The following is a 26971-nucleotide window of genomic DNA, read 5'->3' on the forward strand; positions in this document are numbered from 1 at the left end:
AAGTGAATAAGAGCATGTGGTGGATGCCTTGGCGATGATAGGCGACGAAGGACGTGATAGCCTGCGATAAGCTTCGGGGAGCTGGCAAATAAGCTTTGATCCGGAGATTTCCGAATGGGGAAACCCACCTAGTAATAGGTATCTTTATCTGAATACATAGGATATTGAGGCGAACCGAGCGAACTGAAACATCTAAGTAGCTCGAGGAAAAGACATCAACCGAGATTCCGAAAGTAGTGGCGAGCGAAATCGGAAAAGCCTGTTAGTGATAGCACGATTCTTAACGAAACAGTCTGGAAAGGCTGGCCATAGTGGGTGATAGCCCCGTACGTGAAAAGATTCGTGTGGTACTAGGCTAACGACAAGTAGGGCGGGACACGTGAAATCCTGTCTGAATATGGGGGGACCATCCTCCAAGGCTAAATACTCATCATCGACCGATAGTGAACCAGTACCGTGAGGGAAAGGCGAAAAGAACCCCGGGAGGGGAGTGAAATAGATCCTGAAACCGCATGCTTACAAAAAGTCGGAGCCCGCAAGGGTGACGGCGTACCTTTTGTATAATGGGTCAGCGACTTACATTCAGTGGCAAGCTTAACCGAGTAGGGAAGGCGTAGGGAAACCGAGTCCGAATAGGGCGTTCAGTCGCTGGGTGTAGACCCGAAACCAAGTGATCTATCCATGGCCAGGATGAAGGTGCTGTAACAGGTACTGGAGGTCCGAACCGACTAATGTTGCAAAATTAGCGGATGAGCTGTGGATAGGGGTGAAAGGCTAAACAAACTTGGAAATAGCTGGTTCTCTCCGAAAACTATTTAGGTAGTGCCTCAAGTATTACCGTCGGGGGTAGAGCACTGTTTTGGCTAGGGGGTCATGGCGACTTACCAAACCAAGGCAAACTCCGAATACCGATGAGTACAGCTTGGGAGACAGAGCACCGGGTGCTAACGTCCGGACTCAAGAGGGAAACAACCCAGACCGCCAGCTAAGGTCCCTAAAATTGGCTAAGTGGGAAACGAAGTGGGAAGGCTAAAACAGTCAGGATGTTGGCTTAGAAGCAGCCATCATTTAAAGAAAGCGTAATAGCTCACTGATCGAGTCGTCCTGCGCGGAAGATGTAACGGGGCTAAGCCAGTTACCGAAGCTGCGGATTCACAGTTTACTGTGAGTGGTAGGAGAGCGTTCTGTAAGCCTGTGAAGGTGGCTTGTAAAGGCTGCTGGAGGTATCAGAAGTGCGAATGCTGACATGAGTAGCGTTAAAGCGGGTGAAAAGCCCGCTCGCCGTAAGCGCAAGGTTTCCTACGCAACGTTCATCGGCGTAGGGTGAGTCGGCCCCTAAGGTGAGGCAGAAATGCGTAGCTGATGGGAAACAGGTCAATATTCCTGTACCGATTACAAGTGCGATGTGGGGACGGATCTTAATAGGTTATCCGGCGGTTGGAAGTGCCGGTTTAGACAGATGTAGGCGATACGTAGGCAAATCCGCGTGTCATATACCGAGGCTGTCGATCGAGTGAGCTTGCTCGCGAAGTAACTGAACGGGGTCCCAGGAAAAGCCACTAAGCTTCAGCTTGTAATTGACCGTACCGCAAACCGACACTGGTGCGCGAGATGAGTATTCTAAGGCGCTTGAGAGAACTCTGGAGAAGGAACTCGGCAAATTGACACCGTAACTTCGGAAGAAGGTGTGCCCTAGTAATGTGTAGAGAACATCGAAGCATGAATGGGTTGCAAAAAATAGGTGGCTGCGACTGTTTATTAAAAACACAGCACTCTGCAAACACGAAAGTGGACGTATAGGGTGTGACGCCTGCCCGGTGCTGGAAGATTAATTGATGGGGTGCAAGCTCTTGATCGAAGTCCCAGTAAACGGCGGCCGTAACTATAACGGTCCTAAGGTAGCGAAATTCCTTGTCGGGTAAGTTCCGACCTGCACGAATGGCGTAACGATGGCCACACTGTCTCCTCCAGAGACTCAGCGAAGTTGAAATGTTTGTGATGATGCAATCTCCCCGCGGAAAGACGGAAAGACCCCATGAACCTTTACTGTAGCTTTGTATTGGACTTTGAACAGGTTTGTGTAGGATAGGTGGGAGGCTTTGAAACCGGAACGCTAGTTTCGGTGGAGCCAATCTTGAAATACCACCCTGATTTGTTTGAGGTTCTAACCTAGGCCCGTTATCCGGGTCGGGAACAGTGCATGGTAGGCAGTTTGACTGGGGCGGTCTCCTCCCAAAGCGTAACGGAGGAGTTCGAAGGTACGCTAGGCACGGTCGGACATCGTGCTAATAGTGCAATGGCATAAGCGTGCTTAACTGCGAGACTGACAAGTCGAGCAGGTGCGAAAGCAGGACATAGTGATCCGGTGGTTCTGTATGGAAGGGCCATCGCTCAACGGATAAAAGGTACTCTGGGGATAACAGGCTGATACCGCCCAAGAGTTCATATCGACGGCGGTGTTTGGCACCTCGATGTCGGCTCATCTCATCCTGGGGCTGTAGCCGGTCCCAAGGGTATGGCTGTTCGCCATTTAAAGAGGTACGTGAGCTGGGTTTAAAACGTCGTGAGACAGTTTGGTCCCTATCTTCCGTGGGCGCTGCAGATTTGAGGAAGCCTGCTCCTAGTACGAGAGGACCGGAGTGGACACACCTCTGGTGTACCGGTTGTCACGCCAGTGGCATTGCCGGGTAGCTAAGTGTGGAAGAGATAACCGCTGAAAGCATCTAAGCGGGAAACTCGTTTCAAGATTAGATCTGCCGGGGCCTTGAGCCCCCTAAAGAGTCGTTCAAGACCAGGACGTTGATAGGCTGGGTGTGGAAGCGTAGCAATGCGTTAAGCTAACCAGTACTAATTGCTCGTGCGGCTTGACCCTATAACTTTGACGGAACGTCAAAGCATTCAAATGTCAGTGGATCTATCCACTGCGTATGCCAGCGTTGGCAGCAATCAAAATACGCTGATTCATCAGACTCTATGAATTCGTCTGACCAGGCAAAGCCTCGTCAGACAACCCGTTATGCCTGACGACCATAGCAAGGTGGAACCACTCCTTCCCATCCCGAACAGGACAGTGAAACGCCTTTGCGCCGATGATAGTGCGGATTCCCGTGTGAAAGTAGGGCATCGTCAGGCTCTTACACCTCAAAACCCCCATGCACTTCTCGTGTGTGGGGGTTTTGTTTTTGGCGGAGTCGCTCAGCAGTTCATGGCAAGTGAGGCTGCTCAGCCTCGATTGAGCACCTGTTCACCTGCAATTTCGATAGCGCCTGCCGACTGAAGCTCATCCAGTAGTAGTGCGAACCAATTCGCTCTGTCTTTGGCCGAGCCTGTTGGCATCAGGTACTTGCTGAAGTACGGTGTTGCCATGGCCCACGAGTACATGGAGTCCCGGTGAATGGCTTGCCACTCGAGAAGTTTGAACTTGATGAGAACCTTGGCTGCATACCGTTGGTGCTTCTCGGGCTGTGAGCAAAAGGAGTCGAGACGGCGCCTTGCATGGGCAAGTGCTCTCTGAACGTCCTGGAAGACGGCACCATGGCCAGGAATCACTTGCTGAGGTTTCAGACGTTCAATCAGATCCAAGGTGGCCGCAACCTCGTCAAACGCGTCGATGCCTTCAATTTCCGGAAAGACGACGCCAAATCCGTTTTCCCAAAGCGCATCGGCCGATATCAGAATCCGGTCTATCGGCTCAAACAGGATGACCGAATGGGGGTCGTGGCCAGCAGCTGCATGTATCTCCCAAGCTCGGGGCCCCAACTGGATGGTGTCACCGGGCACCAGAAGTCGTTCAAAGCGGAATGGTGCACACGACTGCCCGGTGACCTCGTAGCTCAGACGCTCTGTGTCCCATTCGGCGACCGCTTCCGCTTCGCCAGGGGGAATCGCCGTCACTAAGTGAGGGAAGGCGGCTTGCAGCGCTGCATTGCCACCGCAGTGATCACTGTGCAGGTGGGTATTGAGCAGGAGCGTCAGATCTTCCCCTGCATGGAGACCTTGCCGTACGAGAGCGAGCGTCTGCGGCGCGTGCGTCACGTAGCCGGAGTCGACCAGAGCAGCACCAGCCTCTTCGAACGCAGGGAAGAAGATACTGTTGGCGGAAAGCCAGCCACGTTCAAGGACCAGAAGTCCAGCTCGCCTGAACGAAGCGGACCGAGCACTTACCAAACTCAACTCCGGAGAGCACGGCGCAAGATCTTGCCTACGTTGGTCTTCGGCAGGTCATCCCGAAATTCAATGTACTTCGGTCGCTTGTAGCCGGTGAGGTTGTCGTGACAGAAGCGAGCCACGGCATCTTCCTTCAGCGTGGGGTCACTGCGTACCACAAATACCTTGATCGCTTCGCCTTGCTTGTCATCTTCCACGCCGATGGCAGCGCACTCCAGCACGCCAGGGCAGGTCGAAATGACGTTCTCCAGCTCGGCTGGAAAGACATTGAAGCCTGAGACCAGGATCATGTCCTTCTTGCGGTCGACAATGCGTGTGAATCCGCGCTCATTCATTACCCCGATGTCTCCGGTACGCAAAAAACCGTCAGCGGTGAAGCACTTCTCGGTCTCCTCCGGCTTGTTGTAGTAGCCTCGCATCACATTGGGACCCTTGATGCAGATTTCACCGTTCTCACCCAGGGGAACATCATTTCCATCGTCGTCCTTGATGGCGATATCGACGCTTGGCAAAGGCAGACCAATCGTCCCGCTGAACTCTTTGCTGGTCACAGGGTTGTTGGTGCCGATGGCACAGGTCTCGCTCATCCCCCACCCTTCAACCATGTTGGTCCGGGTCACCTTTTGCCATTGCAGAGCCGTACCTTCAGATGCGGCCATGCCGCCTGCCTGGGCATACTTGAGTTGGCTGAAGTCCAGTCGACGGAAGTCCGGGTTTTGCAGCAAGGCGTTGAACAATGTATTCACACCGGGCAGCAGATGGAATGGCCGGGCCGCAAGGGCGGCGACAAAAGCCTTGATATCCCGTGGGTTGGGGATCAAGGTCATGTAGGCGCCCCAGCGCAGGTTGAGCAAACTGAGTGTCAACGCGAAGATGTGATACAGCGGCAGCGCCGCGATGTTGTTGGTCTGTTCGGTGCGATCGACATCGCTCAGGGCAGGGCTGAACCAAGCTTCGGCTTGAAGCATGGCCGCCACAATGTTGCGGTGAGTGAGGACAGCCCCTTTGGACAGGCCCGTGGTGCCACCCGTGTATTGAAGGAACGCGATGTCCTCACCCGTGGGTGCGGCTCTCCTGAACACTTGGCTGGATCCCTGGCTCAATGCCTTGCGGAAGCTGACGATGGTGCGCTGGCCGACACCGCCTGTGAGTGGTAGCTTGTAAGGAGGGACCATGCGTGCCAGATGGCGCACAGCAAAGGTGATCCACTTGCCGTACCAGCCGCCCAGCAAGTCACCCATGCTGGCCACCACAACTTGCCGAATTTGGGTGTGATCGATGACCTCTTCCAGGGTGACGCAGAAATTCTCAAGAATGATGATGGCTTCTGCGCCGGAGTCCTTGAGCTGATGCTCAAGCTCCCGTGCCGTGTAAAGCGGATTCACGTTCACGGCCGTGTAGCCGGCGCGAAGCACAGCAGCCATCGCCACCATGAACTGCGGAATGTTGGGCAGCATGATGGCAACCCGGGCGCCGGCCGGGAGACCCTGAGACTGAAGCCAGGCACCCAGGTCAGTGCTGTACTCATCCAGCTGCCGGTAGCTCATTTTGCGATTCATGCAAACAGTGACCGTTCGCTCGGCGTTATCCCGGAAGGACTGATCAAACAGGTCAACCACCGACCGGTATGCGTCAGGATCGATCTCGTGGGGTACTTTCTCTGGGTAGCTGGAAAGCCAAGGACGTTGGGTCATGGATGCAATTCAATGGTGAAAGTGATTCCAAAGCGCATTCTGGAGCGAATCAGGACGGGCTCATACCGGGCCTGCCCCTAGTTCCTGTCGCCATGGCTACACCCCTGACCGGTCGTCGTTGAAACGGCATTCTGCCTCCAGGCGTGCCGTGACATCGTCCATGGGGGCGTGAAACAAGGCTTCCAGCCAGTCGCGTTCTCGCTGCTCAATGGCATCGAGCAGGGTTTGAGGGCTGCGCATACCCGAGAATGCGTCGAAGCCCGCCTCAAGAAAACGCTGGAGCTCGGATAGGCCAGCTGCTTTGGCAGGCCCTCTCATCAACCGGAGCGCCATGCGAAGGCTGCGCCTGCGGGTCAAGCGGTCCAACTCCTGACCCATGTGTATCACCACGGACAACTGTCGGGCCCGGGATTGCGCCTCACCAACCTGGCGCCATGCATGAACGTAGGCACGGACGAGCTCGCCATCCGAGAGAGTCCCGGTCTGAGGCGGAAGTTGCCTGGCCATGGCGTGGTCGAGCCGTTCCGTCAAACCATGGGTTGTCGCCAGATCCACCGCCAGATCGCCGACCTCGGGCGGGAAAAGGCGCTCGATGGCGCCCGCGATCCTGGCGAACTGTTCGTCTCTGCCGCTGAAGTCCCCCTCTCCATAGAGTTCATCGAGAAAGAAGCGGGTGGCTGCAGCATAAGCCGGGTGCGCGAGGAAGTCCGAATATGTCCCCCGGAACCTGGCCGCTTGCAGTGACTTGATGAAATGCACGTCGCCAGCACCTTGTCGCAAGCAGCTGACTGCTGCCAACTCGTCTCGAATGCGGCCGGCGGTGCTTTTCTCTTGACGCGACATGGCTCCAGTCTAGAGCGTGGTGACACGTTCGGTTGGGCAGTTGCCCCTAAGAGCGACGCGGGCTTTGTGTCATATTCAGCACTGACATGACGAAGCCGAACGCTACCCTTTCGCCACGACGCCATGCCCATGGACATTCGCGCCTGGCACGCATGCAACAAGCCATCGTTGTCGCCATCTTGCTGGCGGGGCTTGCCTGGGCGGGCTGGTGGCTCGACGCCGGTGGGCTTTGGTGGATGGGCGGATGGGTGTTGATCATCGCTGGATACGGGACTGTTTTGGGCCTGGAATGGTGGATTGTTGCGGTGGTCCACAAGGACGACCCCGCACCGAAGCCAAGCATCTCAGAGTCTTTGCGCGCCTGGTGGCAGGAGTTCCATGTCGCGCCTCGAGTCTTCATGTTTCGGCAGCCGTTCATGTGGCGCAGCTACCCTGATACGACCGCCAGGGAAAAGCTCCCTGGTGCCCCCGTTGTTTTTGTTCACGGCTTTGTTTGCAACCGTGGGTTCTGGCTGCCGTGGATGAAGCGTCTGTGCCGGCGTGGCGTTCCCTACACGTCCGTGAATCTGGAGCCAGTGTTCGGCAATATCGATGACTATGTCGTCTTGATTGAAGAGGCGGTGCAGCGGGCCGAGGTCCAGGGAACCAGGCCGCCGATGCTGGTGTGTCACAGCATGGGCGGCCTGGCTGTGCGCGCCTGGCTGGCGTCAAGTCCAGACAACATGAGCCGGGCCAGCCGGATCGTCACCATTGGAACCCCGCATCGCGGAACCTGGCTAGGGCAATGGAGTATCTCGCCCAACGGCCAGCAAATGCGGGAAGGCAGCGAATGGCAACGTCAGCTGAGTCAGCGCGAGCGCGAGCAGCGGGGAGCGCAACCATACGCATACTTCACTTGCTGGTATGCCAATACGGACAACATCGTCTTCCCCGCATCCACGGGCTCGCTGCCAGGAGCGGACAACCGCCTGCTCAGAGGATACGCACACGTTGGCATGTGCTTCGAGCCGGTCGTCATCGAGGAAACACTGGCCATGAGAGAGGCCGCCTGAGGCTGGCCCCTCCCATGTGGGAAGCCTCACTTACTTGAGTACACCCCGGCGAACCTGATCCAGCTCCATGGTCTCGAACAAGGCCTTGAAATTGCCCTCCCCAAAACCATCGTTGCCCTTGCGCTGGATGAACTCGAAAAAGATGGGGCCCAACTGGTTTTCGCTGAAGATCTGCAGCAGCAACTCACCGGGCTTGCCGTCCACCAGGATGTTGCGGGTCTTGAGCGCATCCAGATCTTCTCCGTGCTGGGGAATGCGCTTGGGAAGCAGCTCGTAGTAAGTGTCGCTGGTGTCCAGCAGCTTGACACCATTGAGCTGCAACGCGTCCACGGTGTCATACAGGTTGGTCGAGCCCAAGGCAATGTGCTGGATACCTTCGCCGTGATAGCGGTCGAGGTATTCCTGAATCTGACCGGCCTTGTCGTTGCCTTCCTCGTTGATGGGGATGCGGATCTTGCCACAGGGGCTGGTCATCGCCTTGCTCTTGATGCCCGTCTGTTGCCCTTCCAGGTCAAAGTACCGGATCTCGCGGAAGTTGAAGATGCGCTCGTAGAAATCTGCCCACTCCGCCATGCGCCCGCGATGCACGTTGTGGGTGAGGTGGTCGATATAGGTCATGCCATGGCCGACGGGGTTGAGCTCGGCGCCGGGCAGTGGTTCGAAATCCACGTCGTAAAAGCCGATGTTGCCGATATCGCCCGGTTGAGCGCCGTTCTTGCCGCGCCAGCGGTCGATGAAGTAGATGATGGAGTCGCCAATACCCTTGATGGCGGGGATGTTGAGCTCTCCGGGGGCTGCGGTATTGGCATACCCCCAGGCGCCGAGTGACACGGCCCGTTCGTAGGCGGCCTTGGCATCCTGAACCCTGAAAGCGATGGCACAAACGCTGGGGCCGTGCTGGCGGGCAAACCGCTGGGCAAAGCTGTCGGGCTCGGCATTGATGATGAAGTTGATTTCCCCCTGCCGGTACAAGGTCACGTCTTTGTGGCGGTGGCGGGCAACAGGGACGAAGCCCATGCGTTCAAACAAGGCGCCCATGGCCTGTGGGTCGGGCGCTGCGTATTCGATGAATTCGAAACCGTCTGTGCCCATGGGGTTGTCCCAGGAGTCTGTTGCGCTGGGCGCATCTTTCGCAATGGGGTCGCGTGCGTTCATGGCCGTCTCCAAAGAGGCTGGAAAAGCTTCAATGTAGCGGTGATCCGGTGCAGTTTTTCTGCATATTGATGCTTGAAATCTTGATTAAATGCAATAAAAATGCGTGAAATGAACGATCAAGCACTTGATAGCCTCGACAAGTCCATTCTGCGCATGTTGCAGGTTGATGGGCGGGTGACTTATGAGCAGGTCGCCGAATCGGTGGGGCTGTCGCCCAGCGCCGTGCTGCGCAGGGTCAAGCGGCTCGAGCAGTCGGGCGTGATTGACCGCTACGTGGCCTTGTTGCGGCCAGAGGCTTTGGGACTTGGGCTGACCGCTTATGTGAACGTTCGGCTGGAAAAGCACGCCCAATCGGCCAAGCGAACCCCGATGGACCTGTTCAGGGCGAGCGTTGAAACATGGCCAGAGGTGGTCGATTGTGTGGCACTGACGGGCGACATGGACTTCCTGCTCCGGCTGGTGGTGGCGGACATGCCAGCCTATTCACGCTTCATGATGGATACCTTGCTCAAGCACCCAAGTGTTGAAGACTGCAAGACCAGCTTTGTGATGGACACCATCAAATCCACCACAGCCTTACCTTTGTAATGCTTTTGCATTCGGCAAATCCGCCACATTCCGCGTCGTGAATGCGAAATATGACGGCTTTTTCCCTGATTCAGGACGGCCGGTACTTGTCGATACTAGGGGAAACCCCTATCTTCAGGTGCATGTTGGATCCCAAGCAATGGTTCAGATCGTTGGTAGAAGGTGTAGCAAAGCACAAAGCTCCGCTGCAGCCTGACGCCATGGCCGCCGAGGAGCGTGTGCTCAAGGGCGGTGTCAAGGACGCCGGTGAGCGCCCTCGCACGGCTGTGCCGATTCGGTCCATGGGGCCGAACCACCTGGCCCGCATCGAGGCCCATTTGCTGGCGTTGTCTGAGCGGGACCGTTATCTCCGTTTTGGCTATGCTGCCAACGATGACCACATTCGCCGCTATGTTCACGGTCTGAACTTTGACCGGGACGAGCTCTTCGGCGTCTTCAATCGCAGGCTCGAGCTGGTGGCCATGGCGCACCTGGCCTATTCCATTGACCCCAAGACGCCCAATTGCGCCGAGTTTGGTGTGTCCGTGGCCAAGACTGCAAGGGGCAAGGGGTTCGGCCACCTGCTGTTCGAGCGTGCAGTGATGCATGCACGCAATGAGGGCGTGTCGATGCTGTTCATCCATGCGTTGTCCGAAAACACGGCCATGCTGCGCATCGCACGCGGGGCAGGTGCGCTGGTGGAGCGCGACGGCGCCGAGAGCGAAGCTCATTTACGTCTGCCGCCGGCCGACTTTGATTCCAGGGTGACTGAACTGATGCGTGAGCAGTGGGCGCGCACTGACTATCACCTCAAGGTTCAGGTGCGTCAGTTCAAGAAAGTGCTGCGGCGGCTGCAGGACATGCGTCGCAAACCCAAGGCTGAGAAAGAAAGCGCCTGAGCGGTGCGGCGCCCGTGAGGGCCGTTTTGCACTGTGCCCGATGCATCGGGTATGCTGTGCTCCTGTTGCAACCATTCCTTTAGCCCAGTGGCCGATTCCCCTGCGAGTCCGTCGCCGCAGCGCAGTCTGCGGCAAGAGGACAAACGTGGTTTCCTGCAGCGCCTGGCAGAGTTTCTGCACCCAGGCCCGGATTCCAAAGACGAACTGATCGAAACCCTCGCGGAAGCCGAGGACAACGACGTCATCAACGCCGAGTCCCGAGTGATGCTCGAGGGCGTCATACGCATCGCCGAAATGAGTGCGGGTGATGTCATGGTCGCAGCACCTCGGATGGATGTGCTCGACATTGATGCACCCTACGACGAGTTGCTGCACTTGGTGATCGATACCGCGCACTCGCGCTTTCCTGTATTTGAAGGCGAACGGGAAAACATCATCGGCATTTTGCTGGCCAAAGATCTCCTGAAGCTTCAGCGGGCGCCGGAACTGAACATACGAGCCTTGTTGCGGCCGGCCACGTTCGTACCCGAAAGCAAGGGTCTGAACGATCTGCTCCGCGAGTTTCGCGGCAACCGAAACCACCTGGCGATTGTCATCGACGAGTTTGGCAAGGTGGCGGGCCTGATCACGATCGAGGATGTGCTCGAGGAAATCGTCGGGGAGATTGAAGACGAATTCGACGTCGCAGAAGATGAAGGTGACATCTTTGCGCTGGCTGACCGCACCTGGCGGGTCAGCGGAGATACGCCGATCGAGCGCATCAATGAATCGTTCGGGCTGCAATTGCCCGAGGAAGACTTCGAAACCATCGGCGGCCTGGTGGCGCACAACATGGGCCATGTGCCCAAGCGCGGCGAGGAATATCAGATGGAAGATTTGCGTCTTGTGGTGCTTCACACCAAAGGGGGGGCCGTGAAGTGGTTCAAGGTGATGCAGTCGCCAGAGGACGTCGACTGATCGAGGCGCAAGCCATCCCTCACCCATGCGCAGCCTGTTCGGAAACCTGCACTCCCCCTCCAGCTTTTCGCCACTGAGCGGGCAGGCGCCGGGGCGCGAGGCGCGAGGCAGCGCCGTGGCATGGACTCTGGTGTGCGTGATCGCAGGCTTGCTCCAGGCAGCGTCCCTGGCATGGCCTCTGACGGTTTGGGCTCCGCCTGGCCTGAGCGCCGGTGAACCCAGCGGTTGGTTGCAAATCGGGTCACTTGCCCTGTTGGTGTGGTCTCTTAGGCATGTGCACCGGGTTGGTCAGGGTGTCTGGCGAGCCTGGGTTTTTGCAACGGCCTGGCTGGTTGGAAGCTTCTGGTGGCTGTTCATTTCAATGAACACTTATGGTGGTCTTGCGCCTTGGTTGGCGGCGCTGGCGGTGCTGGCGCTGGCCGGATTCCTGGCGCTTTATTACGCGGCGGCGGTGGCAATGCTTTGCTCGTGGGCGCCGCGTCGCCGGGTTTTGCAAGCCGCGTTGTTCAGTGCGCTGTGGACGGCGGCAGAGCTTGCCCGAGGGCAGTGGTTGACCGGGTTCCCCTGGGGGGCTTCAGGTTACGCTCACGTTGAAACCCTGTCGGGCTACGCTCCGTGGATCGGCGTCTATGGCATGGGCGCTGTGGCCGCGGTCCTGGCCTATGCTCTGGCCGTGTTGGTCCCGGGTGGCTGGTCGGCTTTCTGGGCCAGGATGATGCCGGTGCGCAACCGGGCGATGGGGCAGCCGCAGGCAGCAGCTACGCCTCCAACCGCAATGGGCTTGCTGGTTTCCGTCTCGGGAGGCCTTGCTCTGGCAGGCTTGGTGGCTGGAATCGTGTTTTCCGCAACGGTGGGTGCGGCTGGACGTAGCCAGACAGAGGCTTCGGGTACTTTGACTGTTCGACTGCTCCAGGGAAACATCCCCCAGGACGAGAAATTTGTGCAGGGAAAAGGTGTGGCCAAGGCGCTGGATCTCTACCGGCGCTGGGTGATGGAGGCGGCAGCACAGGCTGACGGGCCAGATCTGGTGGTCGCGCCAGAGACATCCATTCCGCTTCTACCGCAGCAACTCAATCGGGCGTACTGGAAGCCCTTCCTGGTGGCCGTGGCCGGCGCCGGGGAGTCGTTTGCCGTGCTGCAGGGCCTGCCGATGGCTGAAGGTGAGCGCTACATGAACGCTGCCATGGGATTGTCTGCGTCGAGTGCGCAACAAATCCTCGTTCCGCTGGAGCGGGCCGATACAGGCGCGGCGCTGGAGGCTGTTTTCAATAGCCGAGATCTTGGAATCTACCGGTACACCAAGCACCACCTGGTACCGTTTGGAGAATTCATTCCGCCCTTGTTTCGCTGGTTCACCGACATGATGAACATCCCTCTGGGTGACTTTGCCCGGGGCGAAGTGGTGCAGCCTCGGCTCCTGGTCAAAGGGGAGCGCCTGGCTCCGAACATCTGCTACGAGGATCTGTTTGGCGAGCAGCTGGCTGCTTCGTTTGAATCGCAAGATGACGCGCCGACCATGATGGTCAACCTGAGCAATATCGCCTGGTTTGGCGACTCAGTCGCTATCGATCAGCATTTGCTTATCTCGCGCCTGCGGGCGATGGAGCTGGGCCGGCCCATGATCAGGGCGACCAACACAGGCGCCACTGCTGTGATCGACCATACTGGCGCTGTGACCCATCGGCTGGCCAGGCTGCAGGAGGCTCAGCTCGATGCGAAGGTCTCTGGTCGTGTCGGCATGACGCCTTATGCGAGCTGGTCTTCGCGCTTCGGGTTGCTTCCGGTCTGGGCTGCTTGCGCCTCTGTGGTGGGCCTTTGTTTGGTCCTCAGAAAGCTCCCGCGCCGCCGCCAGCGCCGCGCCTCGTAAAATCGAGTATTCCGCCTGCCGAGAAGCGCCTGAGATAAGGCGCGGGCAGGCCGTCATCACGACCCGTGGTGGCGAGACCCACAATCGAACGCTATGTTGACTTTCCAGCAAATCATTCTGAAGCTGCAAGCCTACTGGGATGCCCAGGGCTGTGCGCTCCTGCAGCCTTATGACATGGAGGTGGGTGCCGGCACCAGCCACACCGCCACCTTCCTGCGCGCCATAGGCCCCGAGCCCTGGAAGGCTGCCTATGTCCAACCCAGCCGCCGCCCCAAGGATGGCCGCTATGGCGAGAACCCCAACCGCGGCCAGCACTACTACCAATATCAGGTCGTGCTCAAGCCTGCACCGTCGAACATCCTGGATCTGTATCTGGGGTCGCTGGAGGCCCTGGGCTTCGATCTGAAGAAGAACGACATCCGCTTCGTCGAAGACGACTGGGAAAACCCGACGCTTGGGGCCTGGGGCCTGGGCTGGGAAGTCTGGCTCAATGGCATGGAGGTCACGCAGTTCACCTACTTCCAGCAGGTGGGCGGCATCGACTGCAAACCGATCACTGGTGAGATCACTTATGGTCTGGAGCGGCTGGCCATGTACCTGCAGGGCGTGGACAACATGTTTGACCTGGTGTGGACCGAAGGCGTGAGCTACGGTGACGTGTTCCATCAGAACGAGGTGGAGCAATCAGCCTACAACTTCGAGCACAGCGATGTGGACTTCCTGTTCACTGCCTTCTCGGCGCACGAAAAGCAGGCACAACTCCTGATGAAGGAGCAACTGGCGCTGCCGGCGTATGAGCAGGTGCTCAAGGCCGCTCACACCTTCAACCTGCTGGATGCGCGCGGTGCGATCTCCGTGACAGAGCGTGCCGCTTACATCGGCCGGATTCGCAATCTGGCCCGCAGTGTGGCGCAGAGTTATTACGACAGCCGCGAGCGGCTGGGCTTCCCGATGGCTCCCCGGGAATGGGTGGCACAGATCGAGCCCAAGGAAAAGAAAGTCGCCTGACGCCAGCCGCGAAAAGAACGCACCATGACCACACAGAATCTCATTGTTGAATTGTTTGTCGAGGAGCTGCCGCCCAAGGCGCTCAAGCGACTGGACGAGGCGTTCGCCTCAGTGCTTTTTGAGCAGCTCAAGACCATGGGTCTGACCAGCGACGACTCGGCGCTGACTTCTTACGCTACTCCGCGCCGTCTGGCGGCTCACGTTTCCCATGTCTGGCTCAAGGCCGATGATCAGACAGTACAGCAGAAGCTGATGCCTGTCTCCGTAGGCCTGGACGCGCAAGGGCAGCCGTCTCCCGCTCTGCTCAAGAAGCTGGGGGCGATGGGTGTCGACACGAGTGACGTGCCAGCCTTGCTGGCCAGTCTCAAGCGCGAGGGCGAAGGCAAGAAGGAGTCCTTGTTCCTGGATACGGTGGTCAACGGTGCCACGCTTGATACGGGACTGCAGAAGGCGCTGGATGAGGCCATTGCCAAGCTGCCCATTCCAAAAGTGATGAGCTATCAGCTGGAGACCGATTGCGAGCTGCCAGGCTGGAGTTCGGTGCACTTTGTTCGCCCCGCCCACAGCTTGCTGGCCTTGCACGGCAGTACCGTGGTGCCGGTGCGGGCGCTGGGCCTGCGCGCAGGCAATACAACGCAAGGACATCGTTTTGAAGCGGCCAAGTCGCCTGTTGTGATCTCAGACGCCGACAGCTATGCGGACACCATGCTGGTGGACGGAGCAGTGGTGGCCGGTTTTTCCGATCGTCGCTTGTCCATTGCACAGCAGCTGGCTCATGCGGCAGAGAAGCTGGGCGATGGTTACCAGGTGTTGATGGACGAGGATTTGCTTGACGAGGTGACCGGATTGGTTGAGCGCCCGAACGTGCTGACGTGCTCGTTCGAGGAAGCCTTCCTGCAAGTGCCGCAGGAGTGTCTGATCCTCACCATGAAGGCCAACCAGAAGTACTTCCCGCTGCTGGACGCTGCAGGCAAGCTGACGAATCGCTTTCTGGTGGTGAGCAATATCTCACCAGAGGATGCCGGTGCCGTGATTGGTGGCAATGAGCGCGTAGTGCGCCCACGCCTTGCCGATGCCAAATTCTTCTTTGATCAGGACCGCAAGCGCAGTCTGGCTTCACGCGTGGAAGGGCTGGACAAGGTCGTGTATCACAACAAGCTGGGCACCCAGGGTGAGCGTGTGCAGCGCGTGCGTGCCATCGCCAGGGCCATTGGTCAGCAACTGGGAGGGGATGCCCTGGCAGCGAGCGCCGACAAGGCGGCAGAGCTGGCCAAGACCGATTTGCTCACCGACATGGTGGGTGAGTTCCCTGAGCTGCAGGGCATCATGGGTGCGTACTATGCACGCCACGACGGCTTGTCCGACGACATTGCCTTTGCCATTGAAGACCACTACAAACCACGCTTCGCTGGCGACGAATTGCCTCGCTCCCTCACCGGCGTGAGCGTTGCACTGGCGGACAAGCTCGAAACCCTGGTGGGCATGTTCGGCATCGGCAACCTGCCGACGGGCGACAAGGATCCGTTTGCGTTGCGCCGCCATGTACTCGGCGTGCTGCGTATGCTGATCGACAAGGACCTGCCACTGGATTTGCCTTCAGTGCTGGACCAGGCCATGGGAACGTATGGCAGTGGTGTCTTGACCCATGACTCGGCCAAGGACGATTTGCTGACATTTGCCTACGATCGCCTGACCGGCATGCTGCGCGAGCAAGGCTACAACGCCCAGGAAGTGGATGCGGTAGTGGCATTGCGGCCCATGTGGGGTGAGATCGCCAGGCGGCTGGCAGCGGTGCGTGCTTTTGCAGCCTTGCCAGAGGCGGATGCGCTGGCGGCGGCCAATAAGCGGATTGGCAATATCCTCAAGAAATCGGGCGAGGACGTCTCACCCTCGGTCAACGAGTCTTTGCTGGTTGAAGATGCTGAAAAGGCTTTGTTTGCTGCCGTGCAGAGCACCACGCCGAAGGCCGATGAACAGTTTGAGGCGGGCGACTACACGGCGTCATTGCAGACCCTGGCCGCATTGCGTGCGCCAGTGGACGCGTTCTTTGACGGTGTAATGGTCAATGCAGACGACGCGGCACTCAAGGCCAACCGCCTGGGCCTGCTGGCCATGCTGCATGGCGCCATGAACCGTGTGGCGGATCTCTCCCGCCTTGCTGCATGACAGCCAACCCAGGCGCGATTGCTCTGCAGGTTGAAACCCTGCCTGGGGGTGATCCTGCTCGGCGATCCCTTAGCTGGAGAAATGCATGAAACTGCTGATTCTCGATCGAGACGGAACGCTCAACCGCAGTCGTGATGACTATGTGGCGTCACCAGATGAGTGGGAGCCGATACCAGGGGCGCTGGAAGCCGTGGCCAAGCTCAACCATGGTGGCTGGCGCGTGGTGCTGGCCACCAATCAGTCGGGTATAGGGCGTGGCCTGTTCGAGATGACGGCGCTCAACGAGATTCACGCCAAGATGCACAGAGCGCTGGCAGCCGTCGGTGGCAGGGTAGAAGCCATCTTTCTTTGTCCACATGCTCCGGAGGACGGCTGCGCATGTCGCAAGCCAAACACCGGGCTGTTTGACCAGATCGGCCGGCGCTTCGGTTTGAATATGGCGGATGTCCCGGCAGCGGGTAATGCTCTGCGACACGTGCAGGCTGCCACAGCTGCTGGTTGCCCGGCCCATTTGCTGCTGACGGGGCAGTCAGAGCATTTGCGCGATCGCCTCGGCGCTGGCTCGCGCAATGAGCTGATGGCCCTGGTGCCCGACTTGCCGGATGGCGTTCAGGTGCATCAGGACTTGTCTGCCTTTGCCGACTGGCTGCTGGCGCAGGATCTGCCGGATGCCGCACGCCACGCGGCCGCTTCGACTCCTGCTGGCGCTTGATGCGCCAGCTTCCCTACTTGTATTTGTACTTGCTCCGGATATCCTGAAATGAATGCCATTCGCTCGCTGGTCCACATCCTGGTCATGGCCGTTACCGTCGTGCCCTGGGCGTTTGGCGTATTGCTCGCAGCACCGTTGATGGGGCGTGACGTAGCCTACAAGGTTGCGGCCAACTGGCTGGCCGTTGCCGTCCGTTCAGGCGAGTGGATTCTGGGCATCCAGAACCGGGTGAGTGGGATGGAGAACCTGCCGAAAGGGGCAACGGATGGTGTGATCCTGCTGGTCAAACACCAGTCCACATGGGAAACACTGCTGATGCCTGTCATCATGCCGCACCCATTGGCCTACGTGTTCAAGAAAGAGCTCCTGCAGATTCCGTTCTTTGGCTGGGCCATGGGGCGCCTTGACATGATTCACATCGACCGAAGCAAGCGGACACAAGCCTTTGGAAAAGTGGTGACACAAGGCAAGGCACTGCTTGACAAAGGGACGTGGGTCATCATGTTTCCTGAAGGCACGCGCGTTGACCGCGGCACAAAGGGGGTGTACAAGACCGGAGGTACACGCTTGGCAGTGGAAACGGGCGTTCCTGTCGTGCCGGTGGCTGTCACGTCCGCCAAATGCTGGCCGCGAAAGGCACTGATCAAACGGCCGGGCGTGGTGGATATCTCGATTGGAGCTCCCATCGCCAGCACGGGGCGAACGGCTGACGACCTGATGGTTGAAGTTGAAGCCTGGATCGAGGCAGAGATGCGCAGGCTGGACCCCGACGCGTACCAATGACCACGGACCACCGAGCGGAAGCGAAGCCGGTTGGCAGGCGGAAGGTCAGCCGCTATTCTTGACTCCGTTTACCTGCCCGGATGACGGGTACAGGAAGCTATTGGGAGCAGCGCCTCGCGTTTCTGTTTCTTTCTCTCTCGCTGTTCTTTTCTTCCTTTTCTTTCTTTCCCTCTCTTTTCTCGCTTTCTTCAACCTTTGCTTTCCATGCTGGCTCCTGTTCAGTTGATGCTTGACCTGTTTGATCCGGTGGCGGAGGCGCCTGTTCGCGTCAAACCACCCGCCAAACCCAAGCAGGTGACAGGTGACATCCCAATTGCGCCTTTGTCGCAAGTGCTGGAGCCGTTTGCCTGGCATCACCCCCGGACCAACCGAATTGCCTTGCTCGCCGGTTGCGAAGTGGGCTACGAGTTCAAGCGCGCCAAACGCAAGACCATCGGACTGGTGGTGGGCTCGGATGGCCTGAGTGTTCGCGCGCCGAAGTGGACGCCAGTGAGGGAGGTGGAGGCTTTTCTGGACGAGAAGGCCGCCTGGGTGGTGCTCAAGCTGACCGAGGCGCGCGAGCGTGCCTCACAAATGGAGCAACGCCGCATTGTCTGGGCTGACGGGTGCGTATTTGATTTTCTGGGCAAGCCGGTTCAGCTCCGACTGGACCCAGGTCTGGTGAAGGCCCGCGCTGGTGGACAACTCTTGGCGCCTGATGACGCGGGCGACAATGTCTCGGTGCTCTGGCTCGGCCTGGCGCACACGGCCTCTCAGGATCAGGTGCGCGACGCTGCGCAGGCCTGGCTCATGCGGCAGGCGATGAGTATCTTCCAGGAAAGGGTCGCGCACTTCGAGCCATTGCTGGGCGTTCAGCACAGTCGGCTGAAACTGTCTTCTGCGTCAACTCGCTGGGGAACCGCCAGTGCGGACGGAACGATTCGGCTCAACTGGCGCCTGGTGCACCTGTCCATGGACATGATCGATTACGTGGTGGTGCACGAGCTCAGCCACTTGCGACACATGGATCACAGCCCTCAGTTCTGGAGCGTGGTCGCCAGTGTGATGCCCGATCATCAGCAGCGACGCATGGCCTTGCGTGCGCGAGCGCTCGCCGGAGATGCCTGAGTCCAGGGCTCGCTTTGGGCTTCAGGCCACCGCGCTGAAACGGTAGACGCCGTCTTCTCCTTGAACCCGATCCACCAGACCGCTGTACCAGAGGCGGTGCAGGTGGGCCAGGGATTCGCCCATGGCGAAGGTGGTCTGGTGCAGGTCCAGATCCCGCTTGAAAAGGATGTCCAGGGCGTCCGCCGCATGGTGTGGGCTGTGCCGGCAAGCCTCCGTGAGCTCATCCAGGCGCTCCTGATGGTGGTCGTTCAGCTGTTGCAGGCGCTCGTGCAGACCCTTGAATGGCTTGCCGTGCGAAGGCAGGACTAGCGTGTCTTCAGGGAGTGCCTCGTAGCGTTTCAATGAGCTGAGAAACAGGCTGAGCGGGTCGCTCAAAGGCTCCATGTGGAACACGCTGACATTGGTGGAAATGCGGGGCAGGACCATGTCGCCACTGATCAGCACTCCTGTCGCTGGACAGTACAAGGCCATGTGTTCGGGGGCGTGGCCGTAGCCGGCAATACAGGTCCACTCGTTTTGGCCCAACTGGAGCGTCATGCCGTCGAGCAGGCGGACATAGGTGTCTGGAACCGAGGGCACCATGGCAGGGTAGTAGCTCTTGCGGTTGCGCACCTGGGCCTGAGCCTGGTCGTCGGTGAGACCGTGGGTGGCAAAGAACCGTGCTGCCGGCTCGCCACCGAAACCCAGCGTGCTCTGGCTGTTGATGCGGGCCAGGTTGTAGTCGGTGGCGCTGATGTACAGGGGGGCGCTCCAGTGGTCACACAGCCATTGGCACAGGCCGATGTGGTCCGGGTGCATGTGGGTGACCAGCACGCGCAGTACTGGCAGGCCATCCAGCGCACTGGCGAAAACGTTCTTCCAGCGTTCCCGGGTGTCGTCGTTGCTGATGCCGCAATCCACAATGGTCCAACCTTGTCGCCCTTCGACTTCGTCCCGTACCAGCCAGAGGTTGATGTGATTGAGTTCGAACGGCAGACCCATTCGCAACCAGCGTATGCCGGGCGCGACGTCGATGGCGCAGCCAGGACCGGGAAGTTGGTCGCCCAGCGGGTAGTGCAGGCGGGCTTCGAGCTCGTCGCGGGTGGGTGGTGTCATGGCCGTTCGATTCCGTTAAGATGCGCTAGGCGTGACGTTGACGTAAACGTCAATATCGACTTCGGCCCATTCTAGGGGCGCGCTTTCTGATCGACCTGTCCACCAGTGGACAATCCCCGACACCACGCATGGCAGCTTCCACTTCTTCGTCCACAACCTACAGCATTGGCGATCTTGCCCGAGAGTTCGATCTGACCACTCGTGCCATTCGCTTTTATGAGGACATGGGTCTGCTCGAGCCCAGGCGGGAAGGGCCAGGCGGTCGTAACCGTGTCTACAGTTCCCGGGACCGTACGCGGCTGAAGCTGACCCTGCGTGCCAAGCGCCTCGGCCTCTCGCTGTCGGAGGCCAAGGACATCATTGACATGTATGACAGCCCACGCGACACGGGGCCGCAGCTGAAGAAGTTCCTGACGGTGCTGGCCGAGCACAAGCGCCAGCTTGAGGAGCAACTGGCAGACCTGGAGGCCAACCTGGCCGAGGTGCGGGACCACGAAAAGGAGGCCAGGGCACTGCTGGCCAAGCTGGACAAGAAGGCCTGAGCGTTCTCCTGCGGCGAGTCAGTTGAACCCGGACGCTTCTTCCGCTCTTGTCCATTGAGCCGCCCCCTGCGATGCATCGTCGATGCGTTGCCGGAGTGTTTGGGCATGGTCAACTGGCACGACCAAGGTGACGTGCACATCGCTCTGGTGGGCGACATCGAGCAATTGCGCGTCGTGAGCTTCGAGTTCGCGTCTTACCCAGCCCTCCAGCGTATAAGGGATGCGGCAGGACAAAGTTTGCATGGCAACGATCGGGACCTTCTCGGCGGTCAGGAGTGCCTGTGCGATGGCGTCGGTGTATGCGCGGACAAGTCCGCCAGCGCCTAGCTGAACACCACCAAAGTAGCGCACCACCGTGGCAAGAACACCCTCCAGCGATTGGTGACGCAGCACCTCCAGCATGGGGCGCCCGGCGGTGCCACTGGGCTCGCCATCGTCGTTGGCGGCCGAATGCCCACCCGCCATCAAGGCCCAGCACACGTGGTTGGCACCTGGGTGTTCTGCGCGCAGCTGAGCGACCCTGGCCACTGCCGTCGCGCGATCGCTGACGGGTTCGACGCGACCGAGAAAACGGCTCTTCTTGATGACGAGTTCGCTTTGGACCGGCTGGGCAATGGAGGATGTGCTCATGGGGTGGTAAGCATAGTGCCTGAAGCGTGAAGCACCGGTGTTCGACTTCTCATTAGGGAATCCCCCGGGCTTGAAAGCGCGGGGCAGACTGGTTCATAATTGACGTTTACGTAAACGTAAATCAATTGCCGTTTCGACTTTCCACATCACATCAACTGCTTCTATGCCCTCCCACTTGACTGACGCCACTTCTGATGGGGCGCTGCGTGCCCGCGTGCAGGAAAGCCTGGACCGGCAGGGCATGATGCGGCAACTGGGCGTGCGCCTGATTGCCGTTGGCAAAGGTGAAGTGAGTCTGGGGTTGCCCCACTCGGACAAGGTGACCCAGCAGCAAGGCGGGTTTCATGGTGGCGCGATGGGGGCGCTGGCCGACATTGCGGGAGGCTACGCTGCACTGACCGTGGCACCCGAAGGCATGGAAGTCACGACGGTGGAGTACAAGATCAACTTTTTGGCTGCCCACGCTGATGGCGAACTGGAGGCTGTGGGCAAGGTGCTTCGGGCCGGGCGCCGGATCATCGTGACGCAGGCCGAGGTGGTGCATGTAGCGCCTGACGGCCAACGCAGCCCCTGTGCGGTGATGCAACAGACCGTCGTGCCAGTGCCCAAGACATACTGACAGAACACCTTTCCGCACCATGTGGCGGAGTCCATGACAGAACAAGGAGCCAATCCATGACCGAATTGCCAGGCCTGAACTTCCAGTTGGGCGAAGACATCGACGCGCTGCGCGACGCGGTGCGCGACTTTGCACAGGCCGAGATCGCGCCGCGTGCGGCCGAGATCGACCATGACGACCAGTTCCCCATGGACTTGTGGGAGAAGATGGGGGCATTGGGTGTGCTGGGTATCACCGTGCCAGAAGCCCATGGCGGCGCTGACATGGGTTACCTGGCCCATATGGTGGCGATGGAAGAAATCAGTCGGGCGAGTGCCTCGGTTGGCTTGTCCTACGGGGCCCACAGCAACCTGTGCGTGAATCAGATCAACCGAAACGGTTCTGAAGCTCAAAAGGCCAAATACCTGCCCAAACTCATCAGCGGCGAGCATGTGGGCGCGCTGGCCATGAGCGAACCCAACGCTGGCTCGGACGTGATCAGCATGAAGCTCAAGGCCGAGGATAAAGGCGGCTACTACCTGCTCAATGGCAGCAAGTTCTGGATCACGAACGGCCCGGACGCCGACACCCTGGTGGTGTACGCCAAGACCGAACCCGAGCTGGGTGCCCGTGGCGTGACAGCCTTCCTGATTGAAAAGGGCATGAAGGGCTTTTCCGTTGCGCAGAAGCTGGACAAGCTGGGCATGCGCGGCAGCCACACCGGTGAGCTGGTTTTCGAGAACGTGGAAGTACCGGCCGAAAACATCCTGGGCGGCCTGAACATGGGGGCCAAAGTGCTGATGAGCGGCCTGGACTATGAGCGCGCCGTGCTGGCCGCCGGCCCGATCGGCATCATGCAGTCGGTGATGGACAACGTGGTGCCCTACATCCATGACCGCAAGCAGTTTGGCCAGAGCATTGGCGAGTTCCAGCTGATCCAGGGCAAAGTGGCTGACATGTACACGGTTCTGCAGGCAGGGCGTTCGTTCTGCTACACGATTGGCAAAAACCTGGACATGCTAGGCACAGATCATGTTCGCCAGGTGCGCAAGGATTGCGCCTCGGTGATTCTGTGGTGTGCAGAGAAAGCCACCTGGATGGCGGGCGAGGGCGTCCAGATCTTTGGTGGCAACGGCTATATCAACGAATACCCGCTGGGCCGCCTGTGGCGGGACGCCAAGTTGTACGAGATTGGCGCGGGCACCAGTGAAATTCGGCGCATGCTGATTGGCCGCGAGCTGTTTGCAGAGACCTGCTGACCTGTGGATCGTGTGACCTGGTGCGTGTCAACAGCGCAGGTTTGCCGTTGCCGGGTATATCTCCGGTCCGTCAGCCTGCCAGCGGCTTGGCACAGGTAACATTCGGGCATGACCAATTCATCTCTCAAACACCTCATCGACGCCAACAAACGCTGGGCCGCGAAAATGGAGCTGGAGCGCCCAGGCTTCTTTGCCGGCCTGGCCCAGCAGCAGTCGCCCAAGTACCTGTGGATCGGCTGCTCGGACAGCCGTGTGCCGGCCAACCAGATCACGGATCTCGAGCCAGGCGAGGTTTTTGTCCATCGCAACGTGGCCAACGTCGTGGTGCATTCCGACCTGAATGCGCTGTCGGTGATCCAGTTCGCGGTAGACCACCTGAAGGTGGAGCACATTCTGGTCGTGGGCCACTATGGTTGCGGTGGTGTGCTGGCGACATTGCGCGGCACCCGGGTGGGACTGGCGGACAACTGGCTGCGTCATGTCCACGACGTCAAGATGCGCCATCGCCGACGCCTGGATCATCTGCCCGTGGCGGCCCAGGAGGATGTGCTGTGCGAGATGAATGTGATTGAGCAGGTGGGCAATGTTGCGCTGACCAACACCGTGCAGGATGCATGGCGCCGGGGGCAAAAGCTCACGGTGCATGGCTGGTGCTACGGCCTCAAGGACGGCCTGGTCAAAGACATGGGTGTGAGCATGAGCCGGCCGGAGGAAGTGATGGAGCAGTTCCGCAATGCTCTCAAGCGCTATCCGCGCGATGTCGTTTGAAGCGAGGAGACCCGACCATGTTCCCCCAGAAACTGGACTCCGCTATCGCCTTCGACATCGCCAAGGCGATGATGGATGGCTTCAACCGCCACTACCGGCTGTTCCGCACCGAATCTCAGCGGGCCAAGCATCGGTTTGAAACCCGCGACTGGGCGGGGCAGCAGCGCGCACAACGCGAGCGTATCGAGTTCTATGACCTGCGCGTCAAGGAATGCACCAAGCGCCTGCTCAAGGAGTTCAAGGCCGACGAGCAGCCGATTGAGGTGTGGAACCAGGTCAAGCTGCTGTACATCGGTTTGCTGGTGAACCACCATCAGCCAGAATTGGCCGAGACCTTCTTCAACTCGGTCTCCACCAAGATTCTGCAGCGCGCCTACTTCCTCAACGACTTCATCTTTGTGCGCCCCGCGGTGTCGACGGAGTACATCGAGGACGACGCGCCCGGCGCGCAACCGACGTACCGCTGCTACTACCCGACCGACGAGACCATGGCGGAAGAGGTGCTGCGTCTCATTCAGGACTTCGATCTGCGGGTGCCGTTCGAAAACCTGGGGCGCGACGCAAGCTATGTGCTCGAAGCCATGAAGGACAACTTCGACAACAGCCGCTTGCGGGCCAACTTCCAGATCCAGGTGCTCTCCAGTCTGTTCTTCCGGAACAAGGGCGCGTACATCGTCGGCAAGATCATCAACGGTTTCCAGGAAGTGCCGTTTGCTCTGCCGATTCTCTTCAACGGCGAAGGCATGCTGGTCGTCGACGCTGCACTGTTTGGCGAAGACGACCTGCTGATGCTGTTCTCGTTTGCGCGGGCCTACTTCATGGTGGACATGGAGATCCCGAGTGCCTACGTGCAGTTCCTGCGCAGCCTGATGCCGCGCAAGCCGCGCGCCGAGTTCTACAACGCGCTGGGTCTGGCCAAGCAGGGCAAGACGCTTTTTTACCGCGACTTTCTGGCGCACATGCGCCATTCCACGGACAAGTTCCGCATTGCCCCTGGCATCAAGGGCATGGTCATGCTGGTGTTTGACTTGCCCAGCTTCCCGTTCGTGTTCAAGGTCATCAAGGACTACTACCCACCGCAAAAAGACACGACGCGCGAACAGATCCGCGACAAGTACCTGCTGGTGAAGCAGCACGATCGTGTGGGACGCATGGCCGATACGTTGGAGTTCTCCGTGGTGGGGGCGCCGCTCAAGCGGTTCACGCAAGAGCTGATTGACGAGATCCAGAAATTCGCGCCAAGCCAGATCCAGATCACCGATATTGACGGTGACGGCGAGCCCGAGGTGTTGCTCAAGCATGTGTACATCGAGCGGCGCATGATTCCGCTCAACATTTACCTCCAGGAGGCGTTTGACACCTTGCAGAGCTCGGGGTCGTCGGACAAAGCGCTCAAGCGAGCCACGAATCAGCTGGAGCATGCAGTGGTGGAGTACGGCAACGCCCTCAAGGACCTGGTGGCGGCCAACATCTTTCCAGGCGACATGTTGTGGAAGAACTTTGGCATCACCCGGCACGGCAAGGTGGTGTTCTACGACTACGACGAGATCGAGTACATCACCGATTGCAACTTCCGTCGCGTGCCTCCACCGCGAAACGAAGAAGACGAGATGTCGGGCGAGATCTGGTATTCGGTCGGACCACATGACGTGTTTCCCGAAACCTTTGGGCCTTTCCTGCTGGGCAACCCCAAGGTGCGCAAGGTGTTCATGGAACATCACGCGGACCTGCTGGACATCGACTTCTGGCAAGCACACAAAGAACGCATCGCGTTGGGCCATGTGCACGACGTGTTCCCTTACGAGCAGGAGCGGCGCTTTCACGTCCACGCAGGTGAAAACCTGATGGACTGAGGCCGAAGGCCGTCCTGCGCTCTTTCATACCACCACCCAAGGAGATCTTTCATGAGCACCCCCCAGGACCCCATCGTCATCGTTGGCGCTGCGCGCACACCCATGGGCGCCTTCAATGGCGACTTCTCTGCGCTGGCTGCACACGACCTTGGGGGCGCGGCCATTGCGGCCGCGGTGGAACGTGCAGGCGTTGCGCCGGCGGATGTGGAAGAGGTGCTGTTCGGCAACTGTCTGATGGCAGGGCAAGGTCAGGCGCCAGCGCGTCAGGCGGCGCTCAAGGGTGGCTTGCCGCTGTCTGCAGGTGCGGTGACCATGTCCAAGATGTGTGGGTCGGGCATGAAGGCCACCATGCTGGCGCACGACATGCTGTTGGCTGGTAGCGCAGAAGTGATGGTGGCAGGGGGCATGGAGAGCATGACCAATGCCCCTTACCTCATGCTCAAAGGTCGCAATGGCTACCGCATGGGACACGACCGCATCTTTGATCACATGATGCTCGACGGCCTGGAAGATGCCTACGAGCCGGGCCGGTCGATGGGCACTTTTGGCGAAGACTGTGCGGCCAAGTACCAGTTCACGCGTGAGCAGCAGGACGCGTTCGCCATCGCATCGGTGAACCGCGCCAAGGCGGCGAGCGAGAACGGCAGCTTCTCTGCTGAAATTACCCCCGTCACGGTCAAGGAGCGCAAAGGTGATCGTGTGGTGTCGGTTGACGAAGGACCGGGCAAGATCAATGTCGAGAAGATCCCGACGTTGCGTACCGCTTTCAAGAAGGACGGGGGCACCATCACCGCGGCCTCCAGTTCTTCCATCAACGATGGTGCTGCCGCGCTGGTACTGATGCGCGAGTCGACTGCCAAAGCCAAAGGGTGCCAGCCTCTGGCCCGCATCGTGGGGCACAGCACCCATGCGCAAGAGCCGAACTGGTTCACCACCGCGCCAGTGTTCGCCACCGAGAAGCTGCTGAAGAAGACCGGCTGGTCGGTCGCTGATGTGGACCTGTGGGAGGTGAATGAGGCCTTTGCAGTGGTGCCCATGGCGCTCATGGCCGACCTGAAGGTCGACCACGACAAGCTCAACGTCAACGGCGGCGCCTGTGCCTTGGGCCACCCCATCGGGGCGTCGGGCGCACGCATCCTGGTGACGCTGCTCTATGCACTGAAGGCGCGTGGCGGAAAGAAGGGCGTGGCAACCCTGTGCATCGGTGGCGGTGAAGCCACGGCGATGGCGGTTGAGTTGATCTGACTCG

The 26971-nt window shown here is 59.2% G+C and carries 22 protein-coding genes and 2 rRNA genes (1 of these 24 running past the window's edge); 18 read left to right on the plus strand and 6 right to left on the minus strand.

Features of this window, described 5'->3' with window-relative positions; genetic code table 11:
• Nucleotides 1–2872 (plus strand): 23S ribosomal RNA (locus tag ABWV89_RS05970); it begins 4 nt to the left of the window's first position.
• Nucleotides 2873–3019: 147 nt separating this feature from the next.
• A 5S ribosomal RNA gene (gene rrf, locus ABWV89_RS05975) occupies nucleotides 3020–3132 on the plus strand.
• A 90-nt stretch (nucleotides 3133–3222) separates the two neighbouring features.
• Here rrf and ABWV89_RS05980 read toward each other — a convergent pair.
• From ABWV89_RS05980 to ABWV89_RS05990, 3 genes are all read right to left on the minus strand, one after another.
• The gene (locus ABWV89_RS05980; RefSeq protein ID WP_353395234.1) at nucleotides 3223–4167 is read right to left on the minus strand and encodes an MBL fold metallo-hydrolase; all 945 of its coding nucleotides are present in this window, start codon (nucleotides 4165–4167) and stop codon (nucleotides 3223–3225) included.
• A gap of 2 nt (nucleotides 4168–4169) precedes the next feature.
• Nucleotides 4170–5861 carry an AMP-binding protein gene (locus tag ABWV89_RS05985; RefSeq protein WP_353395235.1) on the minus strand — a complete coding sequence of 564 codons (1692 nt, stop codon included), beginning with the start codon at nucleotides 5859–5861 and terminating at the stop codon, nucleotides 4170–4172.
• 96 nt (nucleotides 5862–5957) lie between these two features.
• A complete protein-coding gene (locus ABWV89_RS05990; RefSeq protein ID WP_353395236.1) occupies nucleotides 5958–6704 on the minus strand; it encodes an FFLEELY motif protein in 747 nt (248 codons plus the stop codon).
• An 86-nt stretch (nucleotides 6705–6790) separates the two neighbouring features.
• On the opposite strand from ABWV89_RS05990, the gene ABWV89_RS05995 reads away from it, so the two are divergent.
• On the plus strand, nucleotides 6791–7756 hold the full coding sequence (locus ABWV89_RS05995; protein WP_353395237.1) for an esterase/lipase family protein: 966 nt from the start codon (nucleotides 6791–6793) through the stop codon (nucleotides 7754–7756).
• A gap of 30 nt (nucleotides 7757–7786) precedes the next feature.
• On the opposite strand, the gene hppD is transcribed toward ABWV89_RS05995, so the two are convergent.
• A complete protein-coding gene (gene hppD / locus ABWV89_RS06000) occupies nucleotides 7787–8911 on the minus strand; it encodes a 4-hydroxyphenylpyruvate dioxygenase (RefSeq protein ID WP_353395238.1) in 1125 nt (374 codons plus the stop codon).
• A gap of 108 nt (nucleotides 8912–9019) precedes the next feature.
• Here hppD and ABWV89_RS06005 point away from each other — a divergent pair, with 108 nt between their 5' ends.
• The 9 genes from ABWV89_RS06005 (at nucleotide 9020) to ABWV89_RS06045 (ending at nucleotide 18977) form a co-directional block, all read left to right on the plus strand.
• Complete coding sequence (locus ABWV89_RS06005; protein WP_353395239.1) at nucleotides 9020–9499, plus strand: Lrp/AsnC family transcriptional regulator; 480 nt, start codon at nucleotides 9020–9022, stop codon at nucleotides 9497–9499.
• 200 nt (nucleotides 9500–9699) lie between these two features.
• Nucleotides 9700–10377 carry a GNAT family N-acetyltransferase gene (locus ABWV89_RS06010; protein ID WP_353395240.1) on the plus strand — a complete coding sequence of 226 codons (678 nt, stop codon included), beginning with the start codon at nucleotides 9700–9702 and terminating at the stop codon, nucleotides 10375–10377.
• 87 nt (nucleotides 10378–10464) lie between these two features.
• Nucleotides 10465–11334, plus strand: coding sequence for a CorC family transporter (locus ABWV89_RS06015; RefSeq protein ID WP_353395241.1), 870 nt, complete (start codon nucleotides 10465–10467; stop codon nucleotides 11332–11334).
• 25 nt (nucleotides 11335–11359) lie between these two features.
• Nucleotides 11360–13201 (plus strand): apolipoprotein N-acyltransferase, encoded by a 1842-nt coding sequence (gene lnt / locus ABWV89_RS06020; RefSeq protein WP_353395242.1) that lies wholly within the window; start codon nucleotides 11360–11362, stop codon nucleotides 13199–13201.
• Between the two features lie 93 nt (nucleotides 13202–13294).
• Nucleotides 13295–14209 (plus strand): glycine--tRNA ligase subunit alpha, encoded by a 915-nt coding sequence (gene glyQ, locus ABWV89_RS06025; RefSeq protein WP_353395243.1) that lies wholly within the window; start codon nucleotides 13295–13297, stop codon nucleotides 14207–14209.
• Between the two features lie 24 nt (nucleotides 14210–14233).
• Nucleotides 14234–16375, plus strand: a complete 2142-nt coding sequence (gene glyS / locus ABWV89_RS06030) for a glycine--tRNA ligase subunit beta (RefSeq protein WP_353395244.1) — start codon at nucleotides 14234–14236, stop codon at nucleotides 16373–16375.
• 85 nt (nucleotides 16376–16460) lie between these two features.
• Complete coding sequence (gmhB, locus tag ABWV89_RS06035; RefSeq protein ID WP_353395246.1) at nucleotides 16461–17087, plus strand: D-glycero-beta-D-manno-heptose 1,7-bisphosphate 7-phosphatase; 627 nt, start codon at nucleotides 16461–16463, stop codon at nucleotides 17085–17087.
• Between the two features lie 48 nt (nucleotides 17088–17135).
• Complete coding sequence (locus ABWV89_RS06040) at nucleotides 17136–17870, plus strand: lysophospholipid acyltransferase family protein (protein WP_353395248.1); 735 nt, start codon at nucleotides 17136–17138, stop codon at nucleotides 17868–17870.
• A 204-nt stretch (nucleotides 17871–18074) separates the two neighbouring features.
• Nucleotides 18075–18977, plus strand: coding sequence for a M48 family metallopeptidase (locus ABWV89_RS06045; RefSeq protein WP_353395249.1), 903 nt, complete (start codon nucleotides 18075–18077; stop codon nucleotides 18975–18977).
• A gap of 21 nt (nucleotides 18978–18998) precedes the next feature.
• Here the strand turns inward: ABWV89_RS06045 and ABWV89_RS06050 are convergent, their stop codons facing one another.
• Nucleotides 18999–20072 (minus strand): MBL fold metallo-hydrolase, encoded by a 1074-nt coding sequence (locus ABWV89_RS06050; RefSeq protein ID WP_353395251.1) that lies wholly within the window; start codon nucleotides 20070–20072, stop codon nucleotides 18999–19001.
• Nucleotides 20073–20200: 128 nt separating this feature from the next.
• Between ABWV89_RS06050 and ABWV89_RS06055 the strand changes: the two genes are divergently transcribed.
• On the plus strand, nucleotides 20201–20614 hold the full coding sequence (locus ABWV89_RS06055) for a MerR family transcriptional regulator (RefSeq protein WP_353395252.1): 414 nt from the start codon (nucleotides 20201–20203) through the stop codon (nucleotides 20612–20614).
• A gap of 18 nt (nucleotides 20615–20632) precedes the next feature.
• On the opposite strand, the gene ABWV89_RS06060 is transcribed toward ABWV89_RS06055, so the two are convergent.
• Nucleotides 20633–21244 (minus strand): IMPACT family protein, encoded by a 612-nt coding sequence (locus tag ABWV89_RS06060; protein WP_353395253.1) that lies wholly within the window; start codon nucleotides 21242–21244, stop codon nucleotides 20633–20635.
• 163 nt (nucleotides 21245–21407) lie between these two features.
• Between ABWV89_RS06060 and ABWV89_RS06065 the strand changes: the two genes are divergently transcribed.
• From ABWV89_RS06065 to ABWV89_RS06085, 5 genes are all read left to right on the plus strand, one after another.
• Nucleotides 21408–21863 carry a PaaI family thioesterase gene (locus tag ABWV89_RS06065; RefSeq protein ID WP_502903156.1) on the plus strand — a complete coding sequence of 152 codons (456 nt, stop codon included), beginning with the start codon at nucleotides 21408–21410 and terminating at the stop codon, nucleotides 21861–21863.
• A gap of 56 nt (nucleotides 21864–21919) precedes the next feature.
• Nucleotides 21920–23101, plus strand: a complete 1182-nt coding sequence (locus ABWV89_RS06070; protein ID WP_353395255.1) for an isovaleryl-CoA dehydrogenase — start codon at nucleotides 21920–21922, stop codon at nucleotides 23099–23101.
• A gap of 108 nt (nucleotides 23102–23209) precedes the next feature.
• Nucleotides 23210–23869: a carbonate dehydratase gene (gene can / locus ABWV89_RS06075; RefSeq protein ID WP_353395257.1), complete on the plus strand. Its 660-nt coding sequence runs from the start codon at nucleotides 23210–23212 to the stop codon at nucleotides 23867–23869.
• Between the two features lie 17 nt (nucleotides 23870–23886).
• A complete protein-coding gene (gene aceK, locus ABWV89_RS06080) occupies nucleotides 23887–25722 on the plus strand; it encodes a bifunctional isocitrate dehydrogenase kinase/phosphatase (RefSeq protein ID WP_353395258.1) in 1836 nt (611 codons plus the stop codon).
• Between the two features lie 51 nt (nucleotides 25723–25773).
• Entirely contained in the window at nucleotides 25774–26967 is a 1194-nt protein-coding gene (locus ABWV89_RS06085; RefSeq protein WP_353395260.1) for an acetyl-CoA C-acyltransferase, read from the plus strand.
• The last annotated feature ends 4 nt before the right edge of the window (nucleotides 26968–26971 follow it).

It is taken from the genome of Hydrogenophaga sp. 5NK40-0174 (assembly GCF_040372165.1).
Taxonomy (GTDB): Bacteria; Pseudomonadota; Gammaproteobacteria; order Burkholderiales; family Burkholderiaceae_C; genus Hydrogenophaga.